21 protein-coding genes are annotated in these 25,827 nt (G+C 56.3%); 12 read left to right on the top strand and 9 right to left on the bottom strand.

Going from position 1 to position 25,827, the window contains the following annotated elements; genetic code table 11:
• Nucleotides 1-41 precede the first annotated feature (41 nt).
• The 3 genes from glnH to rhtA form a co-directional block, all read right to left on the bottom strand.
• On the bottom strand, nt 42-785 hold the full coding sequence (gene glnH / locus ACOTYN_RS04360) for a glutamine ABC transporter substrate-binding protein GlnH (RefSeq protein ID WP_014883108.1): 744 nt from the start codon (nt 783-785) through the stop codon (nt 42-44).
• A 362-nt stretch (nt 786-1,147) separates the two neighbouring features.
• The gene (dps, locus tag ACOTYN_RS04355) at nt 1,148-1,651 is read right to left on the bottom strand and encodes a DNA starvation/stationary phase protection protein Dps (protein WP_008501171.1); all 504 of its coding nucleotides are present in this window, start codon (nt 1,649-1,651) and stop codon (nt 1,148-1,150) included.
• Nucleotides 1,652-1,950: 299 nt separating this feature from the next.
• Nucleotides 1,951-2,838, bottom strand: coding sequence for a threonine/homoserine exporter RhtA (gene rhtA / locus ACOTYN_RS04350; RefSeq protein ID WP_014883109.1), 888 nt, complete (start codon nt 2,836-2,838; stop codon nt 1,951-1,953).
• Between the two features lie 355 nt (nt 2,839-3,193).
• Here rhtA and ompX point away from each other — a divergent pair, with 355 nt between their 5' ends.
• Complete coding sequence (ompX, locus tag ACOTYN_RS04345) at nt 3,194-3,712, top strand: outer membrane protein OmpX (RefSeq protein ID WP_014883110.1); 519 nt, start codon at nt 3,194-3,196, stop codon at nt 3,710-3,712.
• 111 nt (nt 3,713-3,823) lie between these two features.
• Here the strand turns inward: ompX and ACOTYN_RS04340 are convergent, their stop codons facing one another.
• Together ACOTYN_RS04340 and mntS are read right to left on the bottom strand one after the other, a co-directional pair.
• Nucleotides 3,824-5,407 carry a phosphoethanolamine transferase gene (locus tag ACOTYN_RS04340; RefSeq protein ID WP_071922457.1) on the bottom strand — a complete coding sequence of 528 codons (1,584 nt, stop codon included), beginning with the start codon at nt 5,405-5,407 and terminating at the stop codon, nt 3,824-3,826.
• A gap of 283 nt (nt 5,408-5,690) precedes the next feature.
• Entirely contained in the window at nt 5,691-5,819 is a 129-nt protein-coding gene (mntS, locus tag ACOTYN_RS04335) for a manganase accumulation protein MntS (RefSeq protein WP_014831181.1), read from the bottom strand.
• Between the two features lie 183 nt (nt 5,820-6,002).
• Between mntS and mntR the strand changes: the two genes are divergently transcribed.
• The 9 genes from mntR (at nt 6,003) to ACOTYN_RS04290 (ending at nt 16,656) form a co-directional block, all read left to right on the top strand.
• A complete protein-coding gene (gene mntR / locus ACOTYN_RS04330; RefSeq protein WP_014169260.1) occupies nt 6,003-6,476 on the top strand; it encodes a manganese-binding transcriptional regulator MntR in 474 nt (157 codons plus the stop codon).
• Nucleotides 6,473-7,582 carry an anion transporter gene (locus ACOTYN_RS04325; protein WP_023332471.1) on the top strand — a complete coding sequence of 370 codons (1,110 nt, stop codon included), beginning with the start codon at nt 6,473-6,475 and terminating at the stop codon, nt 7,580-7,582. Before mntR ends, ACOTYN_RS04325 begins: the two co-directional genes overlap by 4 nt.
• A gap of 101 nt (nt 7,583-7,683) precedes the next feature.
• The gene (locus ACOTYN_RS04320; protein WP_014883112.1) at nt 7,684-8,778 is read left to right on the top strand and encodes an HlyD family secretion protein; all 1,095 of its coding nucleotides are present in this window, start codon (nt 7,684-7,686) and stop codon (nt 8,776-8,778) included.
• Nucleotides 8,775-10,346, top strand: coding sequence for a DHA2 family efflux MFS transporter permease subunit (locus ACOTYN_RS04315; protein ID WP_047624354.1), 1,572 nt, complete (start codon nt 8,775-8,777; stop codon nt 10,344-10,346). Before ACOTYN_RS04320 ends, ACOTYN_RS04315 begins: the two co-directional genes overlap by 4 nt.
• Nucleotides 10,346-11,869 carry an efflux transporter outer membrane subunit gene (locus ACOTYN_RS04310; RefSeq protein WP_023332473.1) on the top strand — a complete coding sequence of 508 codons (1,524 nt, stop codon included), beginning with the start codon at nt 10,346-10,348 and terminating at the stop codon, nt 11,867-11,869. Before ACOTYN_RS04315 ends, ACOTYN_RS04310 begins: the two co-directional genes overlap by 1 nt.
• A gap of 102 nt (nt 11,870-11,971) precedes the next feature.
• Nucleotides 11,972-13,012, top strand: coding sequence for an aldo/keto reductase (locus ACOTYN_RS04305; RefSeq protein WP_014883115.1), 1,041 nt, complete (start codon nt 11,972-11,974; stop codon nt 13,010-13,012).
• Nucleotides 13,013-13,173: 161 nt separating this feature from the next.
• Nucleotides 13,174-14,550 (top strand): glycoside hydrolase family 1 protein, encoded by a 1,377-nt coding sequence (locus ACOTYN_RS04300; protein ID WP_332956615.1) that lies wholly within the window; start codon nt 13,174-13,176, stop codon nt 14,548-14,550.
• Nucleotides 14,551-14,601: 51 nt separating this feature from the next.
• Nucleotides 14,602-15,924 carry a PTS sugar transporter subunit IIC gene (locus ACOTYN_RS04295; RefSeq protein WP_014883117.1) on the top strand — a complete coding sequence of 441 codons (1,323 nt, stop codon included), beginning with the start codon at nt 14,602-14,604 and terminating at the stop codon, nt 15,922-15,924.
• 15 nt (nt 15,925-15,939) lie between these two features.
• Complete coding sequence (locus tag ACOTYN_RS04290; protein WP_014883118.1) at nt 15,940-16,656, top strand: GntR family transcriptional regulator; 717 nt, start codon at nt 15,940-15,942, stop codon at nt 16,654-16,656.
• A gap of 41 nt (nt 16,657-16,697) precedes the next feature.
• On the opposite strand, the gene ldtB is transcribed toward ACOTYN_RS04290, so the two are convergent.
• Complete coding sequence (gene ldtB, locus ACOTYN_RS04285) at nt 16,698-17,618, bottom strand: L,D-transpeptidase (RefSeq protein ID WP_014883119.1); 921 nt, start codon at nt 17,616-17,618, stop codon at nt 16,698-16,700.
• A gap of 222 nt (nt 17,619-17,840) precedes the next feature.
• Between ldtB and ACOTYN_RS04280 the strand changes: the two genes are divergently transcribed.
• Complete coding sequence (locus ACOTYN_RS04280) at nt 17,841-19,436, top strand: ABC-F family ATPase (protein ID WP_014883120.1); 1,596 nt, start codon at nt 17,841-17,843, stop codon at nt 19,434-19,436.
• A 90-nt stretch (nt 19,437-19,526) separates the two neighbouring features.
• Here the strand turns inward: ACOTYN_RS04280 and ACOTYN_RS04275 are convergent, their stop codons facing one another.
• Both ACOTYN_RS04275 and ACOTYN_RS04270 read right to left on the bottom strand, forming a co-directional pair.
• Nucleotides 19,527-21,890 carry a TIM-barrel domain-containing protein gene (locus ACOTYN_RS04275; protein ID WP_179120651.1) on the bottom strand — a complete coding sequence of 788 codons (2,364 nt, stop codon included), beginning with the start codon at nt 21,888-21,890 and terminating at the stop codon, nt 19,527-19,529.
• Between the two features lie 17 nt (nt 21,891-21,907).
• Nucleotides 21,908-23,209: an MFS transporter gene (locus ACOTYN_RS04270; RefSeq protein WP_014883122.1), complete on the bottom strand. Its 1,302-nt coding sequence runs from the start codon at nt 23,207-23,209 to the stop codon at nt 21,908-21,910.
• Between the two features lie 288 nt (nt 23,210-23,497).
• Here ACOTYN_RS04270 and ACOTYN_RS04265 point away from each other — a divergent pair, with 288 nt between their 5' ends.
• Nucleotides 23,498-24,571, top strand: coding sequence for a LacI family DNA-binding transcriptional regulator (locus tag ACOTYN_RS04265; RefSeq protein ID WP_032637126.1), 1,074 nt, complete (start codon nt 23,498-23,500; stop codon nt 24,569-24,571).
• Here the strand turns inward: ACOTYN_RS04265 and ACOTYN_RS04260 are convergent.
• Nucleotides 24,568-25,824, bottom strand: coding sequence for a DUF1479 domain-containing protein (locus tag ACOTYN_RS04260; protein ID WP_045134218.1), 1,257 nt, complete (start codon nt 25,822-25,824; stop codon nt 24,568-24,570). The genes ACOTYN_RS04265 and ACOTYN_RS04260 overlap by 4 nt on opposite strands.
• Nucleotides 25,825-25,827 lie beyond the last annotated feature (3 nt).

The raw sequence follows: 25,827 nt of genomic DNA, 5'->3' as shown, positions 1-25,827 counted from the left end.
GTCAGCGCCACCGGGCGTTACAAACCTGATTTCAGGTGAAATTATTTAGGCTCAGTACCGAACCATTTTTTGTAGATTTCGTTATACGTGCCGTTCTCTTTCAGCGTTTTCAGCGCGCCGTTCACTTTCGTGCGCAGATCGTCGCTGCCTTTCGGGAATGCGATACCGTACTGCTGTGCTTCCAGAGAGTCGCCTACCGCTTTGAACTTGCCGTTACCTGCGGTTTTGATGAAGTACAGGATGTTCGGTGTGTCGTGCAGAACAGCGTCAGCACGGTTGGTGCCGAGTTCCATGTACGCGTTGTCGATGTTCGGGAACTGACGCAGGTCTTTGGTTTTAATGTTCGCTTTTGCGTAATCCACGGAACCGGTACCGCCCTTCACTGCGACAACTTTACCGTCGAGGTCTTTCACGCTTTTGACGTCATTGTTATCGGCTTTGACCATGACCAGCAGACCACTTTTGTAGTAACCGTCAGAGAAGTCGATCGCTTTTTTACGCTCTTCGGTGATGGTGATACCCGCCAGGGCCAGATCAACGTTTTTGGTTTGCAGTGCCGGGATGATGCCGCTGAAGTCCATTGGCTTCAGGGTGTAATCCAGTTTGAGTTCTTTTGCGATAGCGGCCCACAAATCAACATCGAAGCCAACGTATTTATCACCCTGTTTGAATTCAAACGGAACGAACGCCGTGTCGGTCGCCACAACCAGTTTGTCGGCAGCCTGAGAGGACACCGCAAAAGCCAGGGTAAGTGCAGCCAGTGAAACTTTTAATACAGACTTCATAGCATTTCCTTTTATATCCACGGGGCGATCCCCTGAGAGAACGACAGGCACAATGAAAAAATCGTGCCAACTTTACAAGCTGTTGTTTTGCAAAGGGGATGGAGTCATGCATTGCACAAAAAACGGGGCAATGATGTTGTGTTGCACCATGATGGAGCACCATTTTGGTGCGCGTCGTTTGGCTCAACTAACGGGGAGATATTTAGCGTAAATTCTGACGAAAAAACAATCTTCCATTAACGGTTGTGTGAGGTGATTATTACAATTTCTTCACTTTTGCACCGTATCAGGCCAAAAGTGTGCACCATAGATGTGCAAAACCCTCACCGGAAGGCGAGGGTTCGATAGAAAAATCGTATGGATTACTCGATGTTAGATTCGATAAACCACAGGAACTGATCCAGATCGCGGGAGGCGGCGGTGAAGATATCTGCCGTATCCTCATCTTTGGCTTCGCTAATCGCTTTGCGCACGTCATTGGCCACAATCGCGTAACGGTCTGCCAGTTCTTTCAGGTGATCCTGAACGGTATGGATATCCAGCGGGTAGCTTTTCAGTGGCGTTTTACTGTTAATCACCTGCGTGGTACCCAGCGCAACACCACCCAACTGTACGGCACGTTCAGCCATCGTATCGAGGTGTGTCACCAGTGCTGTGCGGAAGCCATCCAGCATTTCATGAACGGCAATAAAGTTTGCACCGCGCATATTCCAGTGGGCCTGTTTGGTGATCAGCGAAAGATCGATGAACTGGATCACCTGGCGATTCAGCAACTCAATGGTCGCTTTTTTGTCGCTATCCGATACATCGTTACGGGTATAAAGCAGATTAGACGCTTTCGTTTTCACCAGTTTAGCGGTACTCATAATCTCATATCCTCTTGATGTTAATGTCCCAGGTAATTACGGAACTAAGTATAGCACCGGATTTTTTCTCTGCGGTCTGGCTGTGCCTATCGGTTTAATAGCAAGAAGGAGGTTGATAATATAATTTACTGATATAAATAGATTATTTTAGAGTTGATACAGATCAATCTTAATTGAGGACAGAGAAAACAGGCCCGGCAGGATATTTCGATAATATGACAAAGTATGTAAGAAATTATAACGCCTGACGATCTGGCCTTTATTCTGCATGGCCAGAAAGCCATACAGAATATATGGCATCAGTTGATGTCGATTTTCTCAACTTTGGGTTCCGGGCGCATGGTGAGCGTTGACCCCATTGAGGCTGCAATAATAGAGCAGAGTGCCAGCGTCTGGGTAAACGTCAGCGTTTCGCCAAGGAATACCATTCCGGAGATTGCCGCCAGGGCAGGCTCCATGCTCATCAGGGTGCCAAAAATGCGTGTCGGCAGACGCGTCAGGGCGATCATCTCCAGAGAATAGGGGAGCGCCGTTGAGAGCACTGCGACCGCCAGCCCAATGGGCATAACTGACCATTGCCAGATAGACGCCGTGGCCTGCGCCATACCGATCGGCACAAAAACGATAGCCGCAATCACGGAACCCAGGGCGACCGTTGCCGGGCCATGTTCTTCGCCTGCGCGCTGCCCGGTGAGGATATAAACGGCCCAGCAGGCACCGGCTCCGAGAGCCAGCGCGGCACCCGTAAGATCAATCTCAGTGACATTCTGGCCGAGCGGCAACAGGAACCATAAGCCCAGCACCGCTAATACGACCCAGATAAAATCCACCGGACGACGGGAAGAGAAAAGTGCCACCGCCAGCGGACCGGTAAACTCCAGCGCGACGGCGATCCCGAGGGGGATGGTCTGGATGGAGAGGTAGAACATATAGTTCATCGCCCCAAGGGACAGACCATAAAACAGCAGGGGGAGACGTTGCTCTTTTTTGAAGCGCAGACGCCAGGGTTTGAAAATGGCAACCAGTATCGCCGTGCCCAGCACGATACGCAGGGCCGTCACCCCGGGTGCCCCTACCAGTGGAAAGAGCGATTTTGCCAGCGAGGCACCGCTTTGAATGGACAACATGGCAATGAGTATGACTGCTACCGGCAACCAGACCGACGACGTGCGGGATAACCCAGGCATCCTTTCTCCTGTCAGCTTCTGTCAAATGAAGTAAAGGTTGCAGTGTAAAGGAAATATACAGCGACGGTTGAGACTCTGTTGAAAAAAAAGCCCCATGAAATCCGTAAAATGGTTAACTACTGCTGGATTAATCGTCTTAAAGATTAGGAATAATCTGGATGAATGTAACAGCACAGACGCGCAATATGGGCGTTTTGTAGGAAAAATCGCATGTGATTTGAAAGAGTTAGCTGAGGTTGGAAACGTTCTGTTACAGGAAAGACCTCGTTAGACATCACGAATCACAAAGAGTTTCGCAAAATTTTTTGATATATTTAAAACTTACGGACTTACTTGAAGCACATTTGAGGTGGTTATGAAAAAAATTGCATGTCTTTCAGCACTGGCCGCTGTACTGGCTGTTTCCGCAGGTACCGCTGTAGCGGCTACTTCTACTGTAACCGGTGGTTACGCTCAGAGCGATATGCAGGGCGTAATGAACAAAACTAACGGTTTCAACCTGAAGTATCGTTACGAGCAGGATAACAACCCGCTGGGCGTGATCGGTTCTTTCACCTACACCGAGAAAGATCGTACTGAAAACGGCGCGTACAACAAAGGCCAGTACTACGGTATCACTGCTGGTCCAGCTTACCGTCTGAATGACTGGGCAAGCATCTACGGTGTTGTAGGTGTTGGCTACGGTAAATTCCAGCAGACCGAAAACCAGGGTCTGAACCGCACTGCAAGCACCAGCGACTACGGCTTCTCCTATGGCGCAGGCCTGCAGTTCAACCCAATCCAGGACGTTGCTCTGGACTTCTCCTATGAGCAGAGCCGTATCCGCAACGTTGACGTTGGCACCTGGATCGCGGGCGTAGGTTACCGCTTCTAATCACTCCGGTGATCGAATAAAAAATCCGCCCAATGTGGCGGATTTTTTTTTGTTTGTTCCCTCTCCACGTGGGAGAGGGTCAGGGCATCAGTCTGCACGAGACGGCAGAAATCACTTACTCTTAATATCAAAAATATCCGTACCCAGATGGTTATAGTCAACTTTCTGTAACTTGAAGTTGGTAACGTACACTGGGGGCGCTTTCTTGTTGGAGATGAACGGATACGTATTTTTTATCTCTTCGGCTTTAATCCCCGTCCACTGAGAGAAGAACTGCAGGAAATCATTCGCCGAACGGCGCGCTTTAATCACGCGATGCGTTTTATCATCACTCGACAGCACCATAAACGGTACCTGGAAGTTCTGCTGGAACTTGTCGTCATGGGCCAGGTATTGCACTTCTTTGCCACGCTCTTTAAACGCCAGCCCGTGATCCGAGAAATAGACCACAGAGAAACTGTCGCCCGTATTGCGCAGCTGATCGTACAGCTTGCTGAGCAGGTCGTCGGTTTGCGTCATGGTGTAGAGATAACAAGAGGTCTCTTTGGACTGCACGAAATCCGCGTATTTCCCGTCAGTGCGATCGCAGGCCTGGGGGTGTGAGCCCATCAGGTGAAGGACAATCAGCTGAGGCTGGGTGCGTGGGGTGGCAAACACCTGCGCCGTCATTTTCAGCAACGCTTCGTCTTTCGTATTTTTGTCGGCCTCAAAGTCACCGCTCTTCAGGAACTGCACTTCGTCAGCACGCTTCGCGATACTGGCGATGGCCGTATCGTATTCGCCAATTTGCCCCTGATTAGAGAACCACCATGTCTGGAAACCTGCGCGGTTTGCCAGGGTAACAAAGTTATCCTGGTACTGGGGTTTGCCCTCTACCACACGGTTTAGCGTCAGACCCAGCGATTTCTGCGTCGAGCCACTGGCCGCGACATAATCAGTAAACAGGGTGCCATTGACCGAGCTGGCAAACGGCGTGTTATTCCAGTGTCCGCCGAATGCGCCCATTGCGTCGCGACGGGCACTCTCGCCGATCACCACCACGTAGGTATGGTATTTCGGCTTCACCGCCAGCACGTTCCAGGTGTCTTTCTTATTGGAAAGTTCAGCCATGCGCGCCTGCTCGTCGAGCACTTCTCTGTTATTCACGACAACGTCTTTCACGAAGCGGAAAACCGGATAGCCTACGTTAATGAGCCTTAACTTACCGTCCCAGGGAATATTCTGGATGGGGGCGACGAACGCCACGGCAATACTGAATACCAGACAAAGAATTTCGATCTTGCCCCAGGACTTTTTCTCAACTGACTGACGGCGGAGGGCAATAACCCCCAGCGCGAAGATAAAGAGCCCTACCACGTAGCTGTACCACGGGAAGATGGTCAGGATCTCCGTCGACTCTTCCATATTGGTCGAGTGAAGCGCGAGCAGGGTATTAAAGTTTGGCGAGCCATAAGCCTGGCCAAACGGGAAATAGAGGGCAGCGACCAGCGAACAGATCCCAATCAGCGTTTTTTGCACGCGCGGAGCGGCCCGCCACAGCACATGCAGAATGCAGGTGAACGCCACCGCATACAGCAGGCTGAAGGGATAGCCAAGTGCAAAGTTAATCAGCAATGACTGCAAAAAGTAAAACGCCGTCCACGGGCTTAAGGCCCGGCTACGGGTAACGACAGAATCTATCAGGGTTAAATTCATAGGTCACTATCATGGATAAAAACGCCATGTGCTCACCCTGGCGTCAAGGGTCATAACCTGCCTGACAGTGCGTAGAAAGGGAATGAGGGTCCGCTTCAGCGAGCCGCAAATAGTGCAGGGCTGCAAGAAGATAGTGCGAGCGCAAAATAATAGCAACAGTTGCTCAACAGATGTTTTGCGAAGAGGATTGCAAATCCGTAAAAAAGATCGGGAATAGGGCGGCCGGGAGCCAGTTTACAGCGGGAATGTGACGCAGAGATGAAGCGGCGTACCGCAACGCCGCTTAGTGGGAAGGTTTGTCGTCCTGATGCGGTTTGTTGTTAAACATATCGCACAGCATGTTCAACAGCATCAAGCGCACTTTAAAGGGAGAGTGGGTAAACACGGTCATACACCTCTTGAATTCGTTCATAAGACCTCCTGATTTTTGATCCCTTCGATCCGTGAAGGGTGACTGCATTACATACAGATATAGCACAGGCTATATTGTATAGCTATGGCTATTTCGTTAATTTTTTGTGCTTGCAGAGGGATGGTTTACAATGTGCGCTCTCGATACCGGGCGCTGGAAGCGTCACCCCACTGAGGAAGTACAATGAACCGTCGCGCAGGTAAGCCAACAATCAGAAAAACGACGCAGCTGGTGAATGTTGAAGAACATGTCGAAGGGTTTCGCCAGGTCCGTGAAGCGCACCGTCGTGAACTGATTGATGACTATGTTGAGCTGATTTCCGATCTGATCCGTGAAGTCGGGGAAGCGCGGCAGGTTGATATGGCCGCCAGACTGGGGGTATCACAGCCGACAGTGGCTAAAATGTTAAAACGTCTGGCTTCGGTGGGCTTAATTGAAATGATCCCCTGGCGCGGTGTATTTCTGACGCCGGAAGGGGAGAAGCTTGCGCAGGAGAGCCGCGAGCGTCACCAGTTGGTCGAGAACTTTTTACTGGTGCTGGGCGTTAGCCCGGAGATTGCCCGCCGGGATGCGGAAGGAATGGAGCACCACGTGAGTGAAGAGACGCTGGTGAAGTTTCGTGAATTTACCCTTAAATACGGTCCCTCCGCTGAATGAAAATCCCCGGACTGCATGCCCTGGCACGCGATCGTTTCTTCCATCTCTTATTAATCATTGGCGCAGGGTTAAGCCTCTTTGTGCCGTTTGCGCCCCGCGCCTGGGTTGCCGCCATTGACTGGCGCACCATCATTACCCTGAGTGGGTTAATGATGCTGACCAAAGGGGTTGAGCTGAGCGGCTATTTTGACGTGCTGGGCCGTAAAATGGTGCGCCGTTTTGCCACCGAGCGCAGGCTGGCGCTGTTTATGGTCTTCTCCGCTGCGGTGCTGTCGACGTTTCTGACCAACGATGTGGCACTGTTTATCATCGTGCCCCTCACGCTGACGCTACGCAGGCTTTGCGAGATCCCGGTCAGCCGGCTGATCATCTTTGAAGCGCTGGCCGTGAACGCCGGTTCTCTGTTGACCCCTATCGGCAACCCGCAAAATATCCTGCTCTGGGGGCGGTCCGGCCTGTCGTTTGCCGCCTTTACCTGGCAGATGGCCCCGCTGGCACTGGTGATGATGCTGTCGCTACTGGCGGTATGCTGGTTTGCTTTTCCGGATAAAAAACTGCAGTACCATAGCGGAACCGCGGGCCCGCAGTGGCAGCCGCGTCTGGTCTGGAGCTGCCTCGGGTTGTACATCGTCTTTCTCATCGCGCTGGAACTGAAGGTTGAGCTGGCGGGTGTGCTGCTGGTCGCCGCAGGCTTTGTCGTGCTGGCACGCCGGGTGCTGGTGAGCGTGGACTGGACGCTGCTGCTGGTCTTTATGGCGATGTTTATTGATGTGCATCTTCTTATCCAGCTTCCGGTGCTGCAAAACGTGTTGCACAGCGTCAGCACACTGTCTCAGCCGGGTCTGTGGCTGACGGCCATTGGCCTGTCGCAGTTTATCAGCAACGTGCCTTCCACCATTCTGCTGCTCAACTATGTTCCGCCTGACACCCTTCTGGCCTGGGCGGTGAACATTGGCGGGTTTGGGCTGCTGCCCGGCTCGCTGGCAAACCTCATCGCCCTGCGTATGGCCAGCGATCGTCGTATCTGGTGGCGCTTCCATCTCTGGTCCCTCCCCATGCTGGTGTGGGCTGCGGCGATCGGTTTCGGATTATTCCTTCTCATATAGTGCGCAATTTGTCAGTTTTTCCTGGCAAACGTATAGCAACGTCCTAGCTTTAGTGAACGGCATAGTGTGATGCCGCTCACTGACAGGACCGTTGCTGAACTATGGCTGAAGATCAAAAAACGCCTGCTGACGAGCAGGAAAACAACAATAATGAACGTAAGCGACCGGGCAAAAAACCGTTAATTATCCTCGGCATTGTCGTGGTAGTGATGGTTGTCGTGGCGCTGGTCTGGTGGTTTTTAACCCGTAACGAAGAGACAACTGACGACGCCTTTACCGATGGCGATGTGGTGACGATTGCCCCCAAAACGGCGGGCTATGTCACCGGGCTGCACGTGCGCGATAACCAGCGCGTTAAAAAAGGCGATCTGCTGGTGGTTATCGATCCACGCGATACCACCGCCCAGCGCGATCAGGCTCAGGCTCAGCTTGGACTGGCTATCGCGCAGCTCCATCAGGCCCAGGCGCAGCTGGCGCTCTCAAAAGTGCAGTATCCTGCCCAGCGCGACGAAGCGAAAGCGCAGGTACTGAAAGCGCAGGCCGATCTGGCGAACGCGCAGGCGGAGTACCGTCGTCAACGCGGCGTCGACCCGCGGGCGACCACGCAACAAAGTATTGATTCTGCGAACGCACAGCTGCGCAGCGCGCAGGCTGCACTGGCCAGCGCCCAGGCGCAGCTGGAAGTGGCGGAGCAGGTTCAACTGCAAATTCGCCAGCAGGAAACCAACGTTGAAGCACGTGAGCGTCAGGTCGAGCAGGCGAAAGCGCAGCTCGAAACGGCCAATCTGAATCTCTCCTACACCGAAGTCCGCGCCCCGTTCGACGGTTTTGTCACCAAACGCAACGTGCAGCCCGGGACGCTGGTGCAGGCGGGCACCGCGCTGTTCTCACTGGTTTCCCCTAACGTATGGGTGGTGGCGAACTTTAAAGAGTCCCAGCTTGAACGCATGAAGCCCGGCGATAAGGTCACCGTCTCCGTGGATGCGTGGCCGGATATGGAACTTGAGGGCCACGTCGACAGTATTCAGCAGGGCAGTGGCTCACGCTTCTCCGCTTTCCCGGCGGAAAATGCCACCGGCAACTTCGTCAAAATTGTGCAGCGCGTGCCGGTGAAAATCGTGATTGATAAGGGACTCGACCCGAATAAACCGCTGCCGCTGGGGCTGTCGGTGGCGCCGAAGGTGACAGTGGAATGACGGATCATAGCCACGACAGCTGGAAACCCGCCAGTAACCCGTGGGCGGTGGCGATTGTTGTCACCCTGGCGGTGTTTATGGAAATTCTGGACACCACCATCGTTAACGTGGCGCTGCCGCACGTCGCGGGTTCGCTCTCCTCCAGCTATGACGAATCGACCTGGGTTTTAACCAGCTATCTGGTGGCGAACGGCATCGTGCTGCCCATCTCGGCGTTTCTGAGCCGGGTGTTTGGCCGCAAGCAGTTCTTCTTAATCTGCATTGTGATGTTCACCGTCTGTTCGTTCCTGTGCGGGATCGCCACCGAGCTGTGGCAGATCATCCTGTTCCGCGTGATGCAGGGCTTCTTTGGCGGCGGGTTGCAGCCTACCCAGCAGTCGGTGCTGCTCGACTACTTCAAGCCGGAGGACCGGGGCAAAGCGTTTGGTCTCTCCTCTATTGCGATTATCGTTGCGCCGGTGCTCGGCCCGACGCTCGGCGGCTGGATCACCGACAACTACTCCTGGCGCTGGGTGTTCTTTATCAACATCCCGGTGGGGATCGTCACGGTACTGGCGATCTATCAGCTGCTGGAAGATCCGCCGTGGGAGAGTAAATCGAAAGAGAAGCTAACCATCGACTGGACGGGGATCGGGCTGATCGCCTTAGGGCTCGGTTGTTTGCAGGTGATGCTGGACCGGGGAGAGGATGAAGACTGGTTCTACTCAAACTTTATCCGCACTTTCGCCGTGCTGACGCTGATCGGCATCATCGGCGCGATCTACTGGCTGGTGTATGCCAGAAAGCCGGTGGTGGATCTGCACTGTATGAAAGACCGCAACTTCGCGATCTCCAGCCTGTTAATGGCTGGGATGGCGATGATTTTATACGGCAGCTCGGTGGTGATCCCGCAGCTGGCGCAGCAGGATCTGGGCTATACCGCCACCTGGTCCGGGCTGGTGCTGTCGCCCGGCGCGGTGCTGATTGTACTCACCATCCCGCTGGTGCTGAAGCTCATGCCGGTGGTGCAGACGCGCTGGATTATCGCCTTTGGCTTTACCTGTCTGGCGGTCTCGTTCTTCTGGTCACGTACGCTGACGCCGGATATCGACTTCGAGACCCTGGTGCTGTTCCGCAGCGCTCAGTCGATTGGGCTGGGGTTCCTGTTTGTGCCGCTCACCACGATTGCCTTCATCTCGATACCGAGACGGCTCAACGCCGACGCGGCGGCGCTGTTTACCATGTTCCGCAACGTGGCGGGCTCGATTGGGATTTCGCTCTCGACGGCGGCCATTACCGAGCGCTCGCAGGCCCATAGCGCGCATCTGGCGTATCACGCTTCGCCGTTTAACGAGCAGTTTCAGCAGGCGATACGCGAAAGCGCCCAGGCGATCCAGAACTTCACGACTCAGGTGGGTGACCCAACCGGCATTGCCACCGGGCGGATGTACCAGACCATGATCGAACAGTCGCGCTTCCTGGCCTACATCGACGTCTTCACCCTGCTGAGCGTGGTGGCCTTGTTACTGATTCCGTTTTGTTTGTTGCTCTCGCCGGTTAAGAGCGAGGGGAGTGCAGGAGCACATTGATGATACACAGACGTTTACACCCCCTGATGATAATGCTGCTGCTGGCTGGCTGTGCCGTGGGACCGGATTACCAGCCACCCGCACCGCCGGCCGTCACGCACTGGAACGATAAGGGCGACAGCGGCGTGAAATCGCAAACCATCTCCGCTGCGACCAACCCGCGCTGGTGGAAAACCTTCGGCTCGCCGCAGCTCGATAGCCTCGTTGAACGGGCTATTGCCGGAAACCTGACCCTGCAGCAAACGGTGCTACGCATTGCCGGGGCACGTGAACAGATTAATCAGGCAGGCGGAGCATTTTTCCCGTCGGTTAATGGCAATCTACAGGCGACGCGCCAACAGCTCGGGCTGGAAGGCGAGCTGAAATCCCACGGCGTGTATGACCAGCTGGATAATGTCGATCCAGCCCTGCGGGGCGCGTTAGGCCCGCTGACGCAGCCGATCAACCTCTACCAGGGCAGTTTCGACGCCCAGTGGGAAATTGACCTGTGGGGCAAGGTGCGCCGTCAGGTGGAAGCCGCGGAAGCCCAGCAGAAGGCGGCTATCGAGCAGCGTAACGACGCGCTGGTGTCGCTGGAAGCGGAAGTGGCGCGGGCGTGGCTACAGCTGCGCGGCGCGCAGAGCATTATCGCCACCCTGAACACCCAGATTGAGAGCGCGCAGCAGACGCTGGATCTCACCGAAAGCCGTCAGCGCGGCGGGCTCTCGCCACAGATGGACGTAGAAAATGCCCGGGCGCAGCTGGGAAATCTGGAAGCGCAACTGCCGCAATATCAGGCGCAGGCGCGGCAGGCGATGAACGGCCTGGCAATCCTCCTCGGCAAGCCGCCGGGCGCACTGGATGCCGAACTCCAGTCAGCGCAGCCAATGCCTGCGCTGCCGGATATCGTGCAAACGGGCATTCCGTCCACGCTGGCGCGCCGTCGTCCGGACGTGCGTGAGGCGGAGGCGAATCTTCATGCCGCCACGGCGCAAATCGGCGTCTCGGTGGCCGAGCTGTTCCCGAGCTTTACCCTCTCCGGGCAGTTTGGCCTGCGTAACAGCGAAACCAACTGGCTGACCGACTGGAGCAGCCATTTCTACAGCTTCGGTCCGCAGGTTTCTATTCCGATTTTCCAGGGCGGACGACTGGTCTCCAGCGTGAAGGTGGCGCGCGCGCAGCAGGGGGCAGCGGTGCTGGACTATCGGCAGACGGTGCTCACCGCGCTCGGCGATGTTGAAAACGCGCTGGTCAGCTACCGCACCGACCAGCAGCGTGAAGCCGGCCTCGCAAAAACGATCGACGCCCTGCAAAACGCCTTTGACTTAGCCAGCGACAGTTACCGACAGGGCATCGCCAGCTTTATCGACGTACTGGATGCCCAGCGTCAGCTCGCCCAGGCTCAGCAGCAGCGCGCTCAGGCGCAGGTACAAAGCGCGCTCGACCTGGTGGCGCTCTACAAGGCGCTTGGCGGCGGCTGGGAGCCGTATCAGCAGGTGCAGCTCCCGGATTACAGCGTCTTTGGCGACGCCCCGCGCGGATAAATTCAGAGGATTGGGCAAGAAACGGACAGGAACGCCACATTCGCGATGACAGAGGGGCGGGTATAACTAACTGGCACCCATTCGACATGTGAGGAATGACTTATGCGTTATCAAAAACTGGGCAACACCGGTCTGTTTGTTTCTGAACTCTGCCTCGGGACCATGACCTTCGGCGGGGAAGGCGGCATGTGGGGCAAGATTGGCCAGCTGCAGCAGAGCGAAGCCGAACAGCTGGTGGGCCGCGCGCTGGATGCCGGGATCAACTTTATCGACACCGCCGACGTTTACTCGGAAGGGCGCTCGGAGGAGATCACCGGCCAGGCGCTGAAGAACCTGAAAGTTCCGCGGGAGAACGTGGTGGTCGCGACCAAAGTGTTCGGTGAAACCGGCACCGCGGGCGTGAACTCGCGCGGCAGCTCGCGATATCACATCATCGGCAGCGTGAAGGAGAGTCTGCGCCGCCTGCAGCTGGATCATATCGATCTCTACCAGCTGCACGGCTTTGACCCTGCCACCCCCATTGAAGAGACGCTCCGTGCGCTGGATACCCTGGTACAGCACGGCCACGTGCGCTATATCGGCGTCTCGAACTGGGCAGCGTGGCAGATTGCCAAAGCGCTTGGCATCTCCGAGCGTCTGGGGCTGGCACGCTTCGCGTCTTTGCAGGCGTATTACACCATCGCCGGGCGCGATCTTGAGCGCGAGCTGGTGCCGATGATGCAGAGCGAAGGCGTCGGGCTGATGGTCTGGAGCCCGCTGGCGGGCGGTCTGCTGAGCGGGAAATACGATCGCAACGGGCAGAGCGAATCGGGCGGGCGCCGTCTGGAGTTTGACTTCCCGCCGGTCAATAAAGATCGCGCCTTCGACTGCGTGGATGTAATGCGCACGATTGCCGAAAGCAAAGGCGTCTCCGTCGCGCAGATCGCGCTGGCGTGGCTGCTTCATCAGAAAGCGGTAACTAGCGTGATCGTGGGCGCGAAACGCGTCGATCAGTTGAATGACAATATCGCCGCAACCGGGATCCGCTTAAGCGAAGACGAGCTTAAAAAGCTTGATGCCGTCAGCGCGTTGCCGGGGGAATACCCGGGCTGGATGCTTGAGCGCCAGGGGGAATATCGTCGTAACCAGCTTGCACAGCAATAACCGTCCTCTCCCCGGTGGCGCTTCGCTTACCGGGGCTGCTTTCCGTAGGCATTATTTCAATCCATCTCACAAAAAACGATCCTCCCCTTTGATCCCCTTTTCATCTTCGCCTATATGACTAGTCATTAAATTTAAAATGACTAGTCATATAGGGAGAGAGCATGAATACATCGCTGCCAGCCAATTTTTTATGGGGCAACTCGGTCTCCAGCATGCAGACGGAAGGGGCATGGAACGAGGGCGGAAAGGGCATGTCGGTCTACGACATTCGTGAAGCCGGAGAAAATATCTCCGACTGGAAAGTGGCGACCGACTCCTACCACCGCTACAGGGAAGATTTCGACCTGATGCAGGATCTGGGCATGAACTGCTACCGCTTTCAGATCTCATGGAGCCGTGTCTGCCCGCAGGGCGATGGCGCGTTCAACGACGAGGGGATCGCCTTTTACGACCGCTTTATTGACGATCTTATCGCGCGCGGCATCGAGCCGATGATCTGCCTCTATCACTTCGATATGCCGTTGGCGCTGGCGCAGGAGTACAACGGATTTAACGATCGCCGCGTGATGGAGGCCTTTATCCGCTACGGCAAGAAGATGATCGACTGCTTTGGCGACCGGGTGAAGTACTGGCTGACCTTCAACGAGCAGAACATTTTCCATATGCCGGAAGCCTTCCGCATTTCCGGTTACCTGAAAGGGGAGCAAACTCTTCGCGAGCTCTATGAGTTACAGCACCATGCGATGGTGGCGCATATGTCGCTGACCGAGTATCTGCACCAGACCAAACCGGGCCAGCTGATGGGCGGCATGCTGGCGCACCAGCTGATTTACCCGGCCACCTGCAAACCGCGCGATATCTTCTGCGCCCAGCAGTACGATGAATTCCTCAACCAGAACCTGCTGCGCGTTTTTGCGGGTCAGGGTTACAGCCCGGCGGTGATGGCGGTGGTGGAGCAGGAAGGCTTTGGCGATATCTACCGCGACGAAGATTTAGCGCTGCTGGCGCGCACCAAAAACGACTTTATGGCCTTCAGCTATTACGCCAGCAAAACGCTGGACAGCGATGCCATCCCGGAAGGCACGCCGGTCAACTATTACCTGCTACACGGTGAGAAAAATAACCCGTACCTGAAAGCCACCGAGTGGAACTGGCAGATCGACCCTATGGGCTTTCGCACCATCATCACCCGCTACGCCAACGACTGGCGGATGCCGGTCTTCCCGATTGAAAACGGTATTGGCGTGATTGAGTCCTGGGACGGCGTCAACCCGATTGAGGACACCTACCGCATCGACTACCACCGGGCGCATATCGACGCAATGAAAGCGGCGATGTTCGAAGATGGCGCAGAGGTCATCGGCTACCTCGGCTGGGGGTTAATCGACATTCTCAGCTCCCAGGGCGACATGCGTAAGTGCTACGGCGTGGTCTACGTCAACCGAGAAAACCACGACCTGAAAGACCTGAAGCGCGTGCCGAAGAAAAGCTACGCCTGGCTGAAACAGGTCATTCATACCAACGGACGCGAGATGTAAGCCGTACGCTGCCGGGCCGTTTTTGTGACTGATTGATGGGAACTATCCGCTATGTCTGAAACAAAAATCACACCGCATATGCAGTCCTTTGTCGATAAATTTGTTGAGTTCTCGGCGCGCCTGGCAAACCAGGTGCACCTGCGCTCCCTGCGCGATGCCTTCGCCACGGTGATGCCGATTTTCATCCTCGCCGGTCTGGCGGTGCTGGTGAACAACGTGGTGTTCCCGTGGATTTTTGACGGCGACACGCTCACGCAGTTTAAGGTCTGGGGGGAGGCGATAATCAACGGCACGCTGAATATCGCCGCGCTGCTGCTGGCCCCGATGATTGCCTGGTCGCTGGCGCGCAATAAAGATTTCGACAATCCGGTCTCGGCAGTGGTTATCGCCGTCAGCAGTTTTATCATCATGATGCCGATGCGCCTGCAGTTGACGCCCGTCGGCAGCGAGACCACGGTGAACGTCACTCAGGTACTGACGTTCGCCAATATCGGCTCTACCGGGATTTTTGCCGGAGTGCTGATCGGGCTACTCTCAACGGAGCTGTTTATTGCCATTTCGCGGCTCAAGGCGCTGCACATTTCGCTGGGGGAAAATGTGCCTCCGGCGGTGAGTAAATCCTTTACCGCGCTGATCCCAACCATTCTGACATTGTCAGTGTTTGCCGTGCTGGCAGCACTGCTGGCAAACGTGCTGCACACGGACCTGATCCATCTCATCACGACCTTTATCCAGCAACCGCTGCGGCTGATCAACACCAGCCTGCCGGGAACGATTTTTATCTACAGCTTCGGTAACTTCCTGTTCACGCTCGGGATTCATCAGTCGGTGGTCAACAGCGTGGTACTGGAACCGTTCCTGCTGATCAACACCAACGAGAACATGCTGGCCTTTGCCAATGGCCAGCCCATCCCGCATATCATCAACAACATCTTCGTGCCGACGTTTGGCATGGTGGGCGGGACGGGCAGCACCATTTCGCTGCTGATCGCCATCTTTATCTTCTCCCGGCAGAAGTCGGCGAAGCAGGTGGCGCGCCTGTCGCTGGCGCCCGGTTTATTCAACATCAACGAGCCGGTGATTTTTGGCCTGCCGATTGTCTTTAACCTGCCGCTGATGATCCCGTTTGTGCTGTTGCCCGCGATTGGCATTTACGTTGCCTGGCTCTGCACCACGCTGGGGTTAATGTCGCGCTGCGTGGTGATGATCCCGTGGACCACGCCGCCGATTCTGAGCGCCTGGCTGGCCACGGCAGGGGACTGGCGGGCGGTGGTGGTGCAGTTGGCAATCATTGTTTTTGGTGTATTCTTCTACCTGCCTTTCCTCAAGATTGCCGAGCGAGTGGCGTTGAAAAATAGCGGGATAGAAAACTAACTGAAAGGAAGGACGATGGCGGCGAAGTACATCACCATAGCGCGGGAAATTAAAAAACGCATTATCAGCCAGCAGTACGCCGCCAACGAACCCCTGCCGGACCAGTTTGCGCTGGCAGCGGAGTTCAGCACCAGCCGGATGACCATCCAGCAGGCGATGCGCCAGCTGATTGTCGAAGGTCTGGTTTATACCCGTCAGGGGCAGGGCACCTTTATCCGCAAAAACTTCCTTCAGCTTTCCCAGTGGGATCTCTCCGGCAGCGACTATTTTGGTGCCACCAAAACCTGGGAACATCTGGGTACGGTCACGAGCCAGGTGGTGCATTTTGAACTGCGCTTCCCGAACGAGAAAGAGCAGGCGTCGCTGATGATTAATGCCGATGCGCCGGTCTATGATTTTATTCGCCTGCGTTTATTAAACGGTGAACCGATGTCGCTGGATTCAACGGTAATGCCGATGACCCTGGTGCCCGGCCTGACGAAAAGCCATCTTGACGGTTCGGTGTTTCAGTATGTTCAGGAGACGCTGGGGCTGAAAATTATGGGGTCATACAGGGTGGTGCGGGCGCTAAAACCCAATGCGCTGGACAGGCAACATCTGGTCTGCGAGGAAACCGATCCGGTGCTGGAGGTGGAGCAGGTCATTTATCTGGAAGATGGCACGCCGCTGGAATATGCCCACTGCCACTATCGGTACGACCACGGCGGGATAGTTATCGTGAATAACGGGTAAAAAAAAGCGGGCATCGAAGCCCGCTTTTTTAATGCTCGTTATTAGTTCAAACGCACCGGCATACCGGAGCGGTTCTGCACGGCCTGGTCAACGATGGTCGTTTCCACGTCAGGCTGAGAGGTCACCGCCTGCACCGCGCTGTTCAGCGTCACAGGGACGACTTCGTTGTTGTTGATCTGGTCTTCGCTGGTAGACAGCGGGTTGTGCACTTCAATGTAACGGCTACCGTCTGGCTCAGTGGTCGCTTTTACCGGTTCGTTAATGAACTGCACGCGCGTACCGACCGGCACGTTTTCGAACAGGAACTTGATGTCGTCGTTACGCAGACGCACGCAGCCGTGGCTTACGCGCAGGCCGATACCGAAGTTGGCGTTGGTGCCATGAATGGCGTACAGACGGCCAATGTACAGCGCGTACAGACCCATCGGGTTATCCGGGCCGGCTGGCACAACGGCTGGCAGCGGTTCGCCGGCAGCGATGTATTCTGCGTGCATTTTGGCGGTAGGGGTCCAGGTTGGGCCCGCTTTCTTACGCTCAACTTTGGTGGTCCAGTTCATTGGGGTGTCTTTACCCAGCTGGCCGATGCCGATTGGCAGCACGATAACGGTGTTGGTGCCTTTCGGGTAGTAATACAGACGCATTTCGGCGCTGTTAATGACGATACCTTCATGAACGGTATCCGGCAGGATCAGCTGCTGAGGAATATTCAGTACGGTACCCGCTTTTGGCAGATACGGGTCAACGCCCGGGTTTGCTTCCAGCATGTTAGACAGGCCCAGCTGGTACTGTGCGGCGAAATACTCCAGCGGCTGAGAGTTACCTTCTGGTACCGTCACCACCTGGTTTTCGCCCACCAGACGGCTTCCGTCTGTCGGCAGGGGATACGTCACCGCAGACGCGGTCTTACAAAAACCTACTACGGCTAACGCCGCCGCAAAAAGCGTTGTTAATTTCATGTTCATGTTGTGCGAGGTATCTAAGCCATTCAGGCGATGAGTTGATAAGTCTGAATCTATGATGGGAGCGCATTATATGTGCATTCCCGCTCGCAGGGAATTCAGATGTGTACGAAATCACATTTTTTTCGATTTTGTTAAAGTTTAGTGGATTGCCGCAACACGGGATCTCAATTCGGAATTGTGGCATAATGCCGTGTTTATCACACTTTTCGCAGGAATCTCCCCGTGTTAGTTACCAGCAACGTCACTATGCAGTTTGGCAGTAAGCCGCTGTTCGAAAACATTTCCGTCAAATTTGGCGGCGGCAACCGTTACGGCCTGATTGGTGCCAACGGTAGCGGAAAATCCACCTTTATGAAGATCCTCGGCGGCGACCTGGAGCCGACGCTTGGCAACGTGTCGCTCGATCCGAACGAGCGCATCGGTAAGCTGCGTCAGGATCAGTTCGCCTTCGAAGAGTTCACCGTGCTGGACACCGTGATCATGGGGCACGCGGAGCTGTGGGAAGTGAAGCAGGAGCGCGATCGCATTTACGCCCTGGCTGAAATGAGCGAAGAGGACGGCTACAAAGTGGCCGAACTGGAAACGCATTACGGCGAGATGGATGGCTATTCAGCTGAAGCGCGTGCGGGCGAGCTGCTGCTGGGCGTGGGCATTCCTGTTGAACAGCATTACGGCCCGATGAGTGAAGTCGCGCCAGGTTGGAAGCTGCGTGTCCTGCTGGCGCAGGCGCTGTTCTCTAACCCGGACATCCTGCTTCTCGACGAACCAACGAACAACCTGGACATCGACACCATCCGCTGGCTGGAGCAGACGCTGAACGACCGCGACAGCACCATGATCATCATTTCACACGACCGTCACTTCCTGAACATGGTCTGTACGCACATGGCGGATCTGGACTACGGCGAGCTGCGCGTGTACCCGGGCAACTACGACGAATACATGACGGCTGCGACCCAGGCGCGTGAACGCCTGCTGGCCGACAACGCCAAGAAGAAAGCGCAGATTGCGGACCTGCAATCCTTCGTCAGCCGCTTCAGCGCGAACGCCTCTAAGTCTCGTCAGGCGACGTCCCGCGCCCGTCAGATCGACAAAATCAAGCTGGAAGAAGTCAAAGCCTCCAGCCGTCAGAACCCGTTCATCCGCTTCGAGCAGGACAAGAAACTGTTCCGTAACGCGCTGGAAGTGGAAGCCCTTACCAAAGGCTTCGATGAAGGTCCGCTGTTTAAAAACTTCAACCTGCTGCTGGAAGTGGGCGAGAAAATTGCCATTCTGGGTGCCAACGGCGTGGGTAAATCCACCATGCTGAAAACCCTGGTTGGTGAACTGCAGCCGGACAACGGCACCGTGAAGTGGTCAGAAAACGCGCAGATTGGTTACTACGCGCAGGACCACGAATACGAGTTCGAAAACGACCTGACCGTCTTTGACTGGATGAGCCAGTGGAAGCAGGAAGGCGACGACGAGCAGGCAGTGCGTAGCATTCTGGGTCGTCTGCTGTTCAGTCAGGACGACATCAAAAAGCCGGCGAAAGTGCTGTCCGGTGGTGAAAAGGGCCGCATGCTGTTCGGCAAGCTGATGATGGAAAAACCCAATATCCTGGTAATGGACGAACCGACTAACCACCTGGATATGGAATCTATCGAATCGCTGAACATGGCGCTGGAGATGTATCAGGGCACGCTGATCTTCGTTTCTCACGACCGTGAATTCGTCAGCTCGCTGGCGACCCGCGTGATCGAAATTACGCCAGAGCGCGTGGTGGACTTCACCGGTAACTACGAAGATTACCTGCGCAGCAAAGGTATCGAGAGTTAAAAAAAGCCGGGTGGCGGCTTCGCCTTACCCGGCCTACGTTCCATTCCCTCTCCCTGTGGGAGAGGGGCAGGGTGAGGGCATCAGGCCGCACTACACCACCCAATCACACCTTTCTTCACCATTCACCAGCAGCTTACGTTTTTCCCCCGTAGGTAACGACACCTTCAGCGCGTTCCATGCCGGACGATAATCACCGCGTGCACTGATGTTCAGGTTGACGGTTGCTCCGTCGCACACCATTTCCCACGCCACCCACAGCGCATTGCCTTTCTGGTAGCCCCAGGACTCGCCGTCATCTTCAAACAGCAGGCCGGACGTGGTGCCGACGCCTTTCACCGGGAACAGCTTCAGCTCGCGGATATCGTCTTTTTCGGCGCTCACGTGACGGATGCGCTCGCTGAGCGGCAGACCGGCACCGGCGCGCACCAGCAGCGGCAGTTTCTCCAGCGGCGCGTCGAGGACGATCGCTTGTCCGCCAGCGAACCATTCGTGAGTGTAGAAATCGTACCAGCCGGTTTCGTTATCCGGCAGCCAGACGTGGCGTTTACGCTGCCCGGCCTCGACGACGCTGGCGACAAGGAGGTCGCGGCCCAGCAGGAAGTCATCGCACTCTTCGAAGGTCCGCGCGTCGTGCTCGTGGTCGAGGAAGGTCGGGCGCAGCATCGGTTCGTCGTCGGCGTGCGCCTGCCAGAGCAGGGTGTAGAGATAGGGCAGCAGACGGTAGCGCAGCTCAATCGCACCGCGAATAGCGGGGGTGACGCCCGGGTACATCCACGGCTCGTTGACCGTGTGGTCATCGTTCCACGAGTGAATGGTAAAGCGCGGATGCATCACGCCGTTTTGCACCCAGCGCACGAACAGTTCGGCGTCTGGCTTGTCGCCGGAGAAACCGCCGACGTCGTGGCCGACGTTGAACAGCCCGGAGAGGCTCATGCCCAGCCCCATGCGGATGTTATAGCGCAGGGTATCCCAGTGAGTGCGGTTATCGCCGCTCCAGGTCTGGACGTAGCGCTGCATCCCGGCGCAGCCGGAGCGGGAAATGAGATACGGACGTTTTTCCGGCGCGAAACGCTGCTGCGCTTCCAGCGAGGCGCGCATCATCAGCAGCGGCATCACCGGGCGAATGTGTTTGATGGCAATCTCTTTGCCGAAGCCAAAACAGCGTGCTTCCCCGTCCCATACTTCATATTCGTTGTTATCGTTCCAGGTCGAGTCTATCCCCATCTCCAGCAGCTGCGTGGTCACGCCGTTCTGCCACCACTGCACCGTCTGCGGGTTGGTGAAATCGAGATGTGATCCTTCGTCATCCCAGAAGCTGGAACGTTCAGGTGCATCAGTTTCTGAGTCGCGAATGAACAGGCCACGTTCCGCCACTTCGTTATAGCGGGGATGATCCTGCAGCAGACACGGCTTGATGTTGGCAGCCAGCTTTAACCCGGCATCGTGGAACGCCTGGCTCATTACCTTCGGCTGCGGCACTTTGTCATGGTTCCAGTTAAAGACGTAGCGCTTGCCGTTAATGGAGGTATAGCCGGAGGAGAGCTGGAACGAGTCGCATGGAATCGCGTGTTCTTCACACAGGCGGATAAAGTTCATCAGCTGGTTTTGCGCGTCCGGCGCGTCGGTATAGTGCATGGTCGAGCCGCTGTAGCCCAGGCTCCATTTCGGTCCGAACAGCGTTTTCCCGGTCAGGCGCACGAAGGCTTTGGTGACGTCCAGTACGCGCTTGCCGGTAAAGATGTAGTAATCGATATCGCCCGCTTCCGCCTGCCAGCGCCGATAGGCGGTGTGGTAGTTGTCGATCTCGTTGCCCAGATCCAGCCAGCAGCTGCTCAGGTTATCGTAGAACAGGCCGTAGCTCACGTCGTCGCGACGGGTAAGGGTGAATGGAATGTGCTTGTACAGCGGGTCGGTGCTGGCGGCGTTGTAGCCCATCGCATCCAGGTTGCGCATCTCGTAGCGTTTACCGTTGCGCTGTAGATCGCCCGCTTTCTCGCCCAGCCCGTAGAAACGTTCGTCCTTGCGACGGCTCAGATAGTGCGCCACGCCGTCACCGTGGGCGTTCAGCAGGTACGCACTGGTCGGACGGTCATTGACCAGCGGCTGCCACTCGCCCGCGTCATTGCGGTAGTGCCACTCCAGCCACAGGGGCTGGTGGACGGTCACACGAAGCTGCTCCGTCGCCACCGTCACGGTATTTTCCTGCCGCGTCAGCGTCCAGGCCGGGCAGGTAAAGCCACTGACATCGTCACGACGGCGACCTTCCCACGGCACGTCTTGCGCCGGGGCGATGCTCCAGGTGCGGTCCAGCGCCAGTTCACCTTTGCGTTTGATCAGCACGCGGAACAGGTTCTCTTCCAGCACATACAGGCACAGGCGGTGCTGGTTATCCACCAGCAGTTCCAGATGGTTTGCCGACTGCGTATCAACGGTCCAGTTTTTCAGGGTTTTCATATGCAATACATCCACTATCAGGCGCGCTTGGCGCGACGTTCAGCAATAAATGCTACCAGGAAGACAGCGCCAATCAGGTCAAAGAAGCCCATGGCAATAAAGAGCGGGTTAAAGCCGATTTTGTCGGCGGTCACACCGATTAACAGCGAGAACAGGAAGCTGGCGATCCACGCCGCCGAGCCGCGCATGCCGTTGACGGTCGCCATCTGGCCCTTATCAAACGACTCCACGACCAGGGCGCTGAGCATGCAGGAGATAATCTGGTGCCCAAAGCCGCCGATGGAGATCAGCACGATGGTGATATACGGGTCGCGGGTAATGGCGACAATGCCCAGAGAAATCATCAGAAACGCGCCGGTGACGGAGCTGGCGACGACCGAGTTAACGCGGGAGCAGCCGAACAGGCGGGTGTACAATCGCGTCAGGTAGCCACTTGCCACGCTGCCGAGGTCAGCGGCGAGGAATGGCAGCCAGGCGAACATCGCAATCTGCTTCAGGTCCATGCCGTGTTCTTTGGCGAGATACAGCGGCACCCAGAAGCTCAACACCGCCCAGGCCGGTTCCGCCATAAAGGCCGGGATGGCGATACCGTAGAAACGTTTGTTTTTCGAGACGGTTTTCAGCGCGGTCAGGAACGGCAGTTTGACCGCAGGCGGTTCGTTATCCTGCTTGATAAATGCCAGCTCATCCTTGCTCAGGTTCGGGTGCTGCTCCGGGTTGTGGTAGAACGCCCACCAGAGGATCACCCACAGCAGCGCCAGCACGCCGGTAAACATAAACGCACCCTGCCAGCCAAACGACGCGTGAGCAAAGTAGATAATTGGCGGGGCCAGCATCGCACCGATGGAGAAGCCCACGCCCGCCCAACCGGCGGCAACAGGACGTTCCGATTTGGGGAACCATTCACCGATGGTTTTGGCGTTCGCCGGGGTTGCGGCGGCCTCAGAGGCCCCCATAAAGAAACGCAGGATAGCCAGGTGCAGCCAGCTTCCGGCCCCCGCGTGGAAGATACACATCAGCGCCCAGATCCCGGCGCAGACCATAAAGCCAATCTTCAGGCCGATGACGTCAATCAGCCAGCCGCACAGGGGCTGGAAAATGGTGTAGGCGATCTGGAATGCGCCGACGATCCAGGAGTATTGCTCGGTGGTGATCCCGAGGCTCTCTTTCAGTTCCGGCGCGAGGATCCCCAATGAGTTTCGGGTGATGTAGTTAACGGTGACGCCCAGTAAAAACAGCACCAGCACGTACCAGCGCAGGTTCTTGATGACGCGACGGGTTTTGCTTGTCGCAACGGTGTTATTGATGTCCTGACTCATTTTACTCTCCACAAGACGGACGCTAAGGGGACGGAGGTTCAGGTGTCACACAGATTGTTATGCCTTTGATTTCTATCCGTTTAGAATGCTTAAGTTGCTATACAACTAGTATGGAAGTTGTGTGACAAGTTCACCTTAAGGGAGAAAATGAGTGGGCAATAGTGGATTTTGTGCAAAGTTTCTCATAACGGGCAAAAACCCTCTGGCATGATGGTCGTTATGCCCGTTATTACCTGACAGATACGCTATGAAAATTTTTTCATTTCGCAAATGGAGCCAGATCACAAAATGGACAAAAGGCTAAAAATCACCGAAATCGCGGCCCGTACGCAACTCTCTATCAGTACCGTTTCCCGCGTGCTGGCGGGCAAAGCGAACACCAGCGAAAAAGCGCGTGCAAAGGTGCTGGCGTGCGCACGGGAGCTGGGGGTGATGGATGGCATGGCGGCGGGGCGTCTGCTGCTTAACAGCCTGGTGGTTTTTGCTCCCCAGCGAGCCTTTGACGAGCGGTCCGACATCTTTTACTACCGCGTGATCCAGAGCATCAGCAAAGGGTTAGCTTCGCACGAGGTTCGGCTACGCTACTGTGCGCTGGAGGAGAACGACAGCGACGCGCAGCTTTTTCTGGCACGCATGAACGAGCCGGATACCCAGGCAGCCATTCTGCTCGGTATTGACGATCCGCATATCCACGATCTGGCGGTGGACGTGGGGAAACCCTGCATGCTGATTAACTGCCGTGACCGCCACATGCGTCTGCCTGCCGTAGCGCCGGACCATCGCGCCATTGGCGAGCGGGCGGCGGAATACCTGTTCGAAATGGGACACCGCGACGTGATGAACGTGCTGTGCCTGCGCCGTTACACCATGGAGCTGCGCCTGGCAGGGATCCGCGACGCGTGGCACGCCCATAACCTGACGTTCAGCGACAAGCGCGATCTGCTGGTGGTGCCGAGCTTTAGCGCACGCGAAACGGAACAGCTGGTTAGCGAGTGGCTTAACCAGCAGAAGGGAAAAGATCTGCCCACCGCGTTTTTGGTCGGCGGCGACTTTATGGCGGCGGGCACCATCAGCGCTTTGCAGAAACAGGGATTGCGGGTACCGCAGGACGTTTCCGTCATGAGCATCGACGGCTTTAATCTGGCGGCGATTCAGGATGTGCCCCTGACGGCAGTGCATGTCCCGCGTGATGAACTGGGAACGGAAGCGGTACATATGCTCCAGCAGCGGCTGATGCGCCCTGACGCCCCGGTGGGAACCTTGCTGCTGAACGGCACGCTGACCGTGCGGGAATCGGTACGGCGGATACGTCAGGGTAAACGACGCACCGCCGTTGAGCGGGAAGGGCTGTACGACAGTTAAACCATACCCAGCGCGCGCTTGCCGTGGATGTTGAGATCGTTCACGGTAAAGCGGTCCTGCCAGCTTTTTTCATAATCTTCACGCGGGAAATCTCCCGGTGACGCACCGGTTTCCAGCGCTTCCTTCACCTTTTTCGCGTAGGCGAGGTTCTTCTCGCACATCGGCGCGGCAGGGATGTACATCACGTTGCCCCAGCCCTGCTGATTTTCCACCGGAGCGACGGAGTGGATCACATCGCAGTGCCACCACACGGAATCCCCTGCGTCCAGCGCCGGTATGCTGGTTAATGCTTCGATGAGCAGCGGGTGCCATTTTTCCGAAATCGGCAGCACGCGGCCCGGCGCGACGCCGCAGAGTTCGTCTTCCGGCACGTCGTCCAGCAGCGGACGCAGCAGAATGTACGCCATCGCTTCCGGGATGGGCACCACGTGCAGCAGTCCCTGGCCGGGGATCATGTCCGACAGCGCCGTCCAGCCCTGGAAAGTACGGAACACCGAACACTTGGTAGTGTTATCCACGGTGTACTCTTCCACTTCGGTGCGGTGCGCGGCGTTCCACGGATCGTACTTATCAATATTGCCGTCAAACACGCGGGCAAACACCTGCTGATAGGCAGGCAGCAGCCAGCGCTCCAGCGCGCCGGAATCGGTGTGCGCGCCCAGCCCTTTAGAGGTGGTGCCCGGTGGGCGGCGGCGAATACGATCCGGATAAATCACGCTGACATCCGGGTCGAACCACTGCTTGCCGTTGCTCTCGAATGTCCATAAACGGTTCAGGAACGACTGCACCTGCGCCATCTCTTCGCTCTGACGCGCCTGCATTTGCGCCTGCGACCAGTAGATCGGGTAAATCTCCGGACGAGAGGCGGTTAAGGTGCCGAAGAAGTTATCGCCCGGCCCTTTATACACCTCGTCAAACTTATTGAGATCGAGATAGTCGAGCATCGACTGATCCCACGCCAGCGCCTGTTCGCGCGGAAAATGACCTTTGATCACCGCGCAGCCCCGACGCTTAACCGCCTCGCGCTGTTCAGCGGTGATTGTGCCGTTTTTCACATCCGCGAACGGGATCGTCGGCCAGACGGGTTGGCCTTTATTCTTGAGGGCGTTGATCTCTGCCACGCGGGTGGCAATGTTGTCGCTGAGCTTGTCGAACACCGCCTGAACATCACCGATCTGGGCGCGTAGCTCGCGCTTCATCTGACGAATTGCCGCTTTGTGGTCCGCTGGCAAAGTTTCACTGGTAAAGGTCATAAT

The organism is Enterobacter cloacae complex sp. IR5458 (genome assembly GCF_049238025.1).
Classification (GTDB): Bacteria; Pseudomonadota; Gammaproteobacteria; order Enterobacterales; family Enterobacteriaceae; genus Enterobacter; species Enterobacter kobei.
Note: the sequence above shows the minus strand (reverse complement) of the source record. Positions and strands in the feature narration are given on the sequence as shown.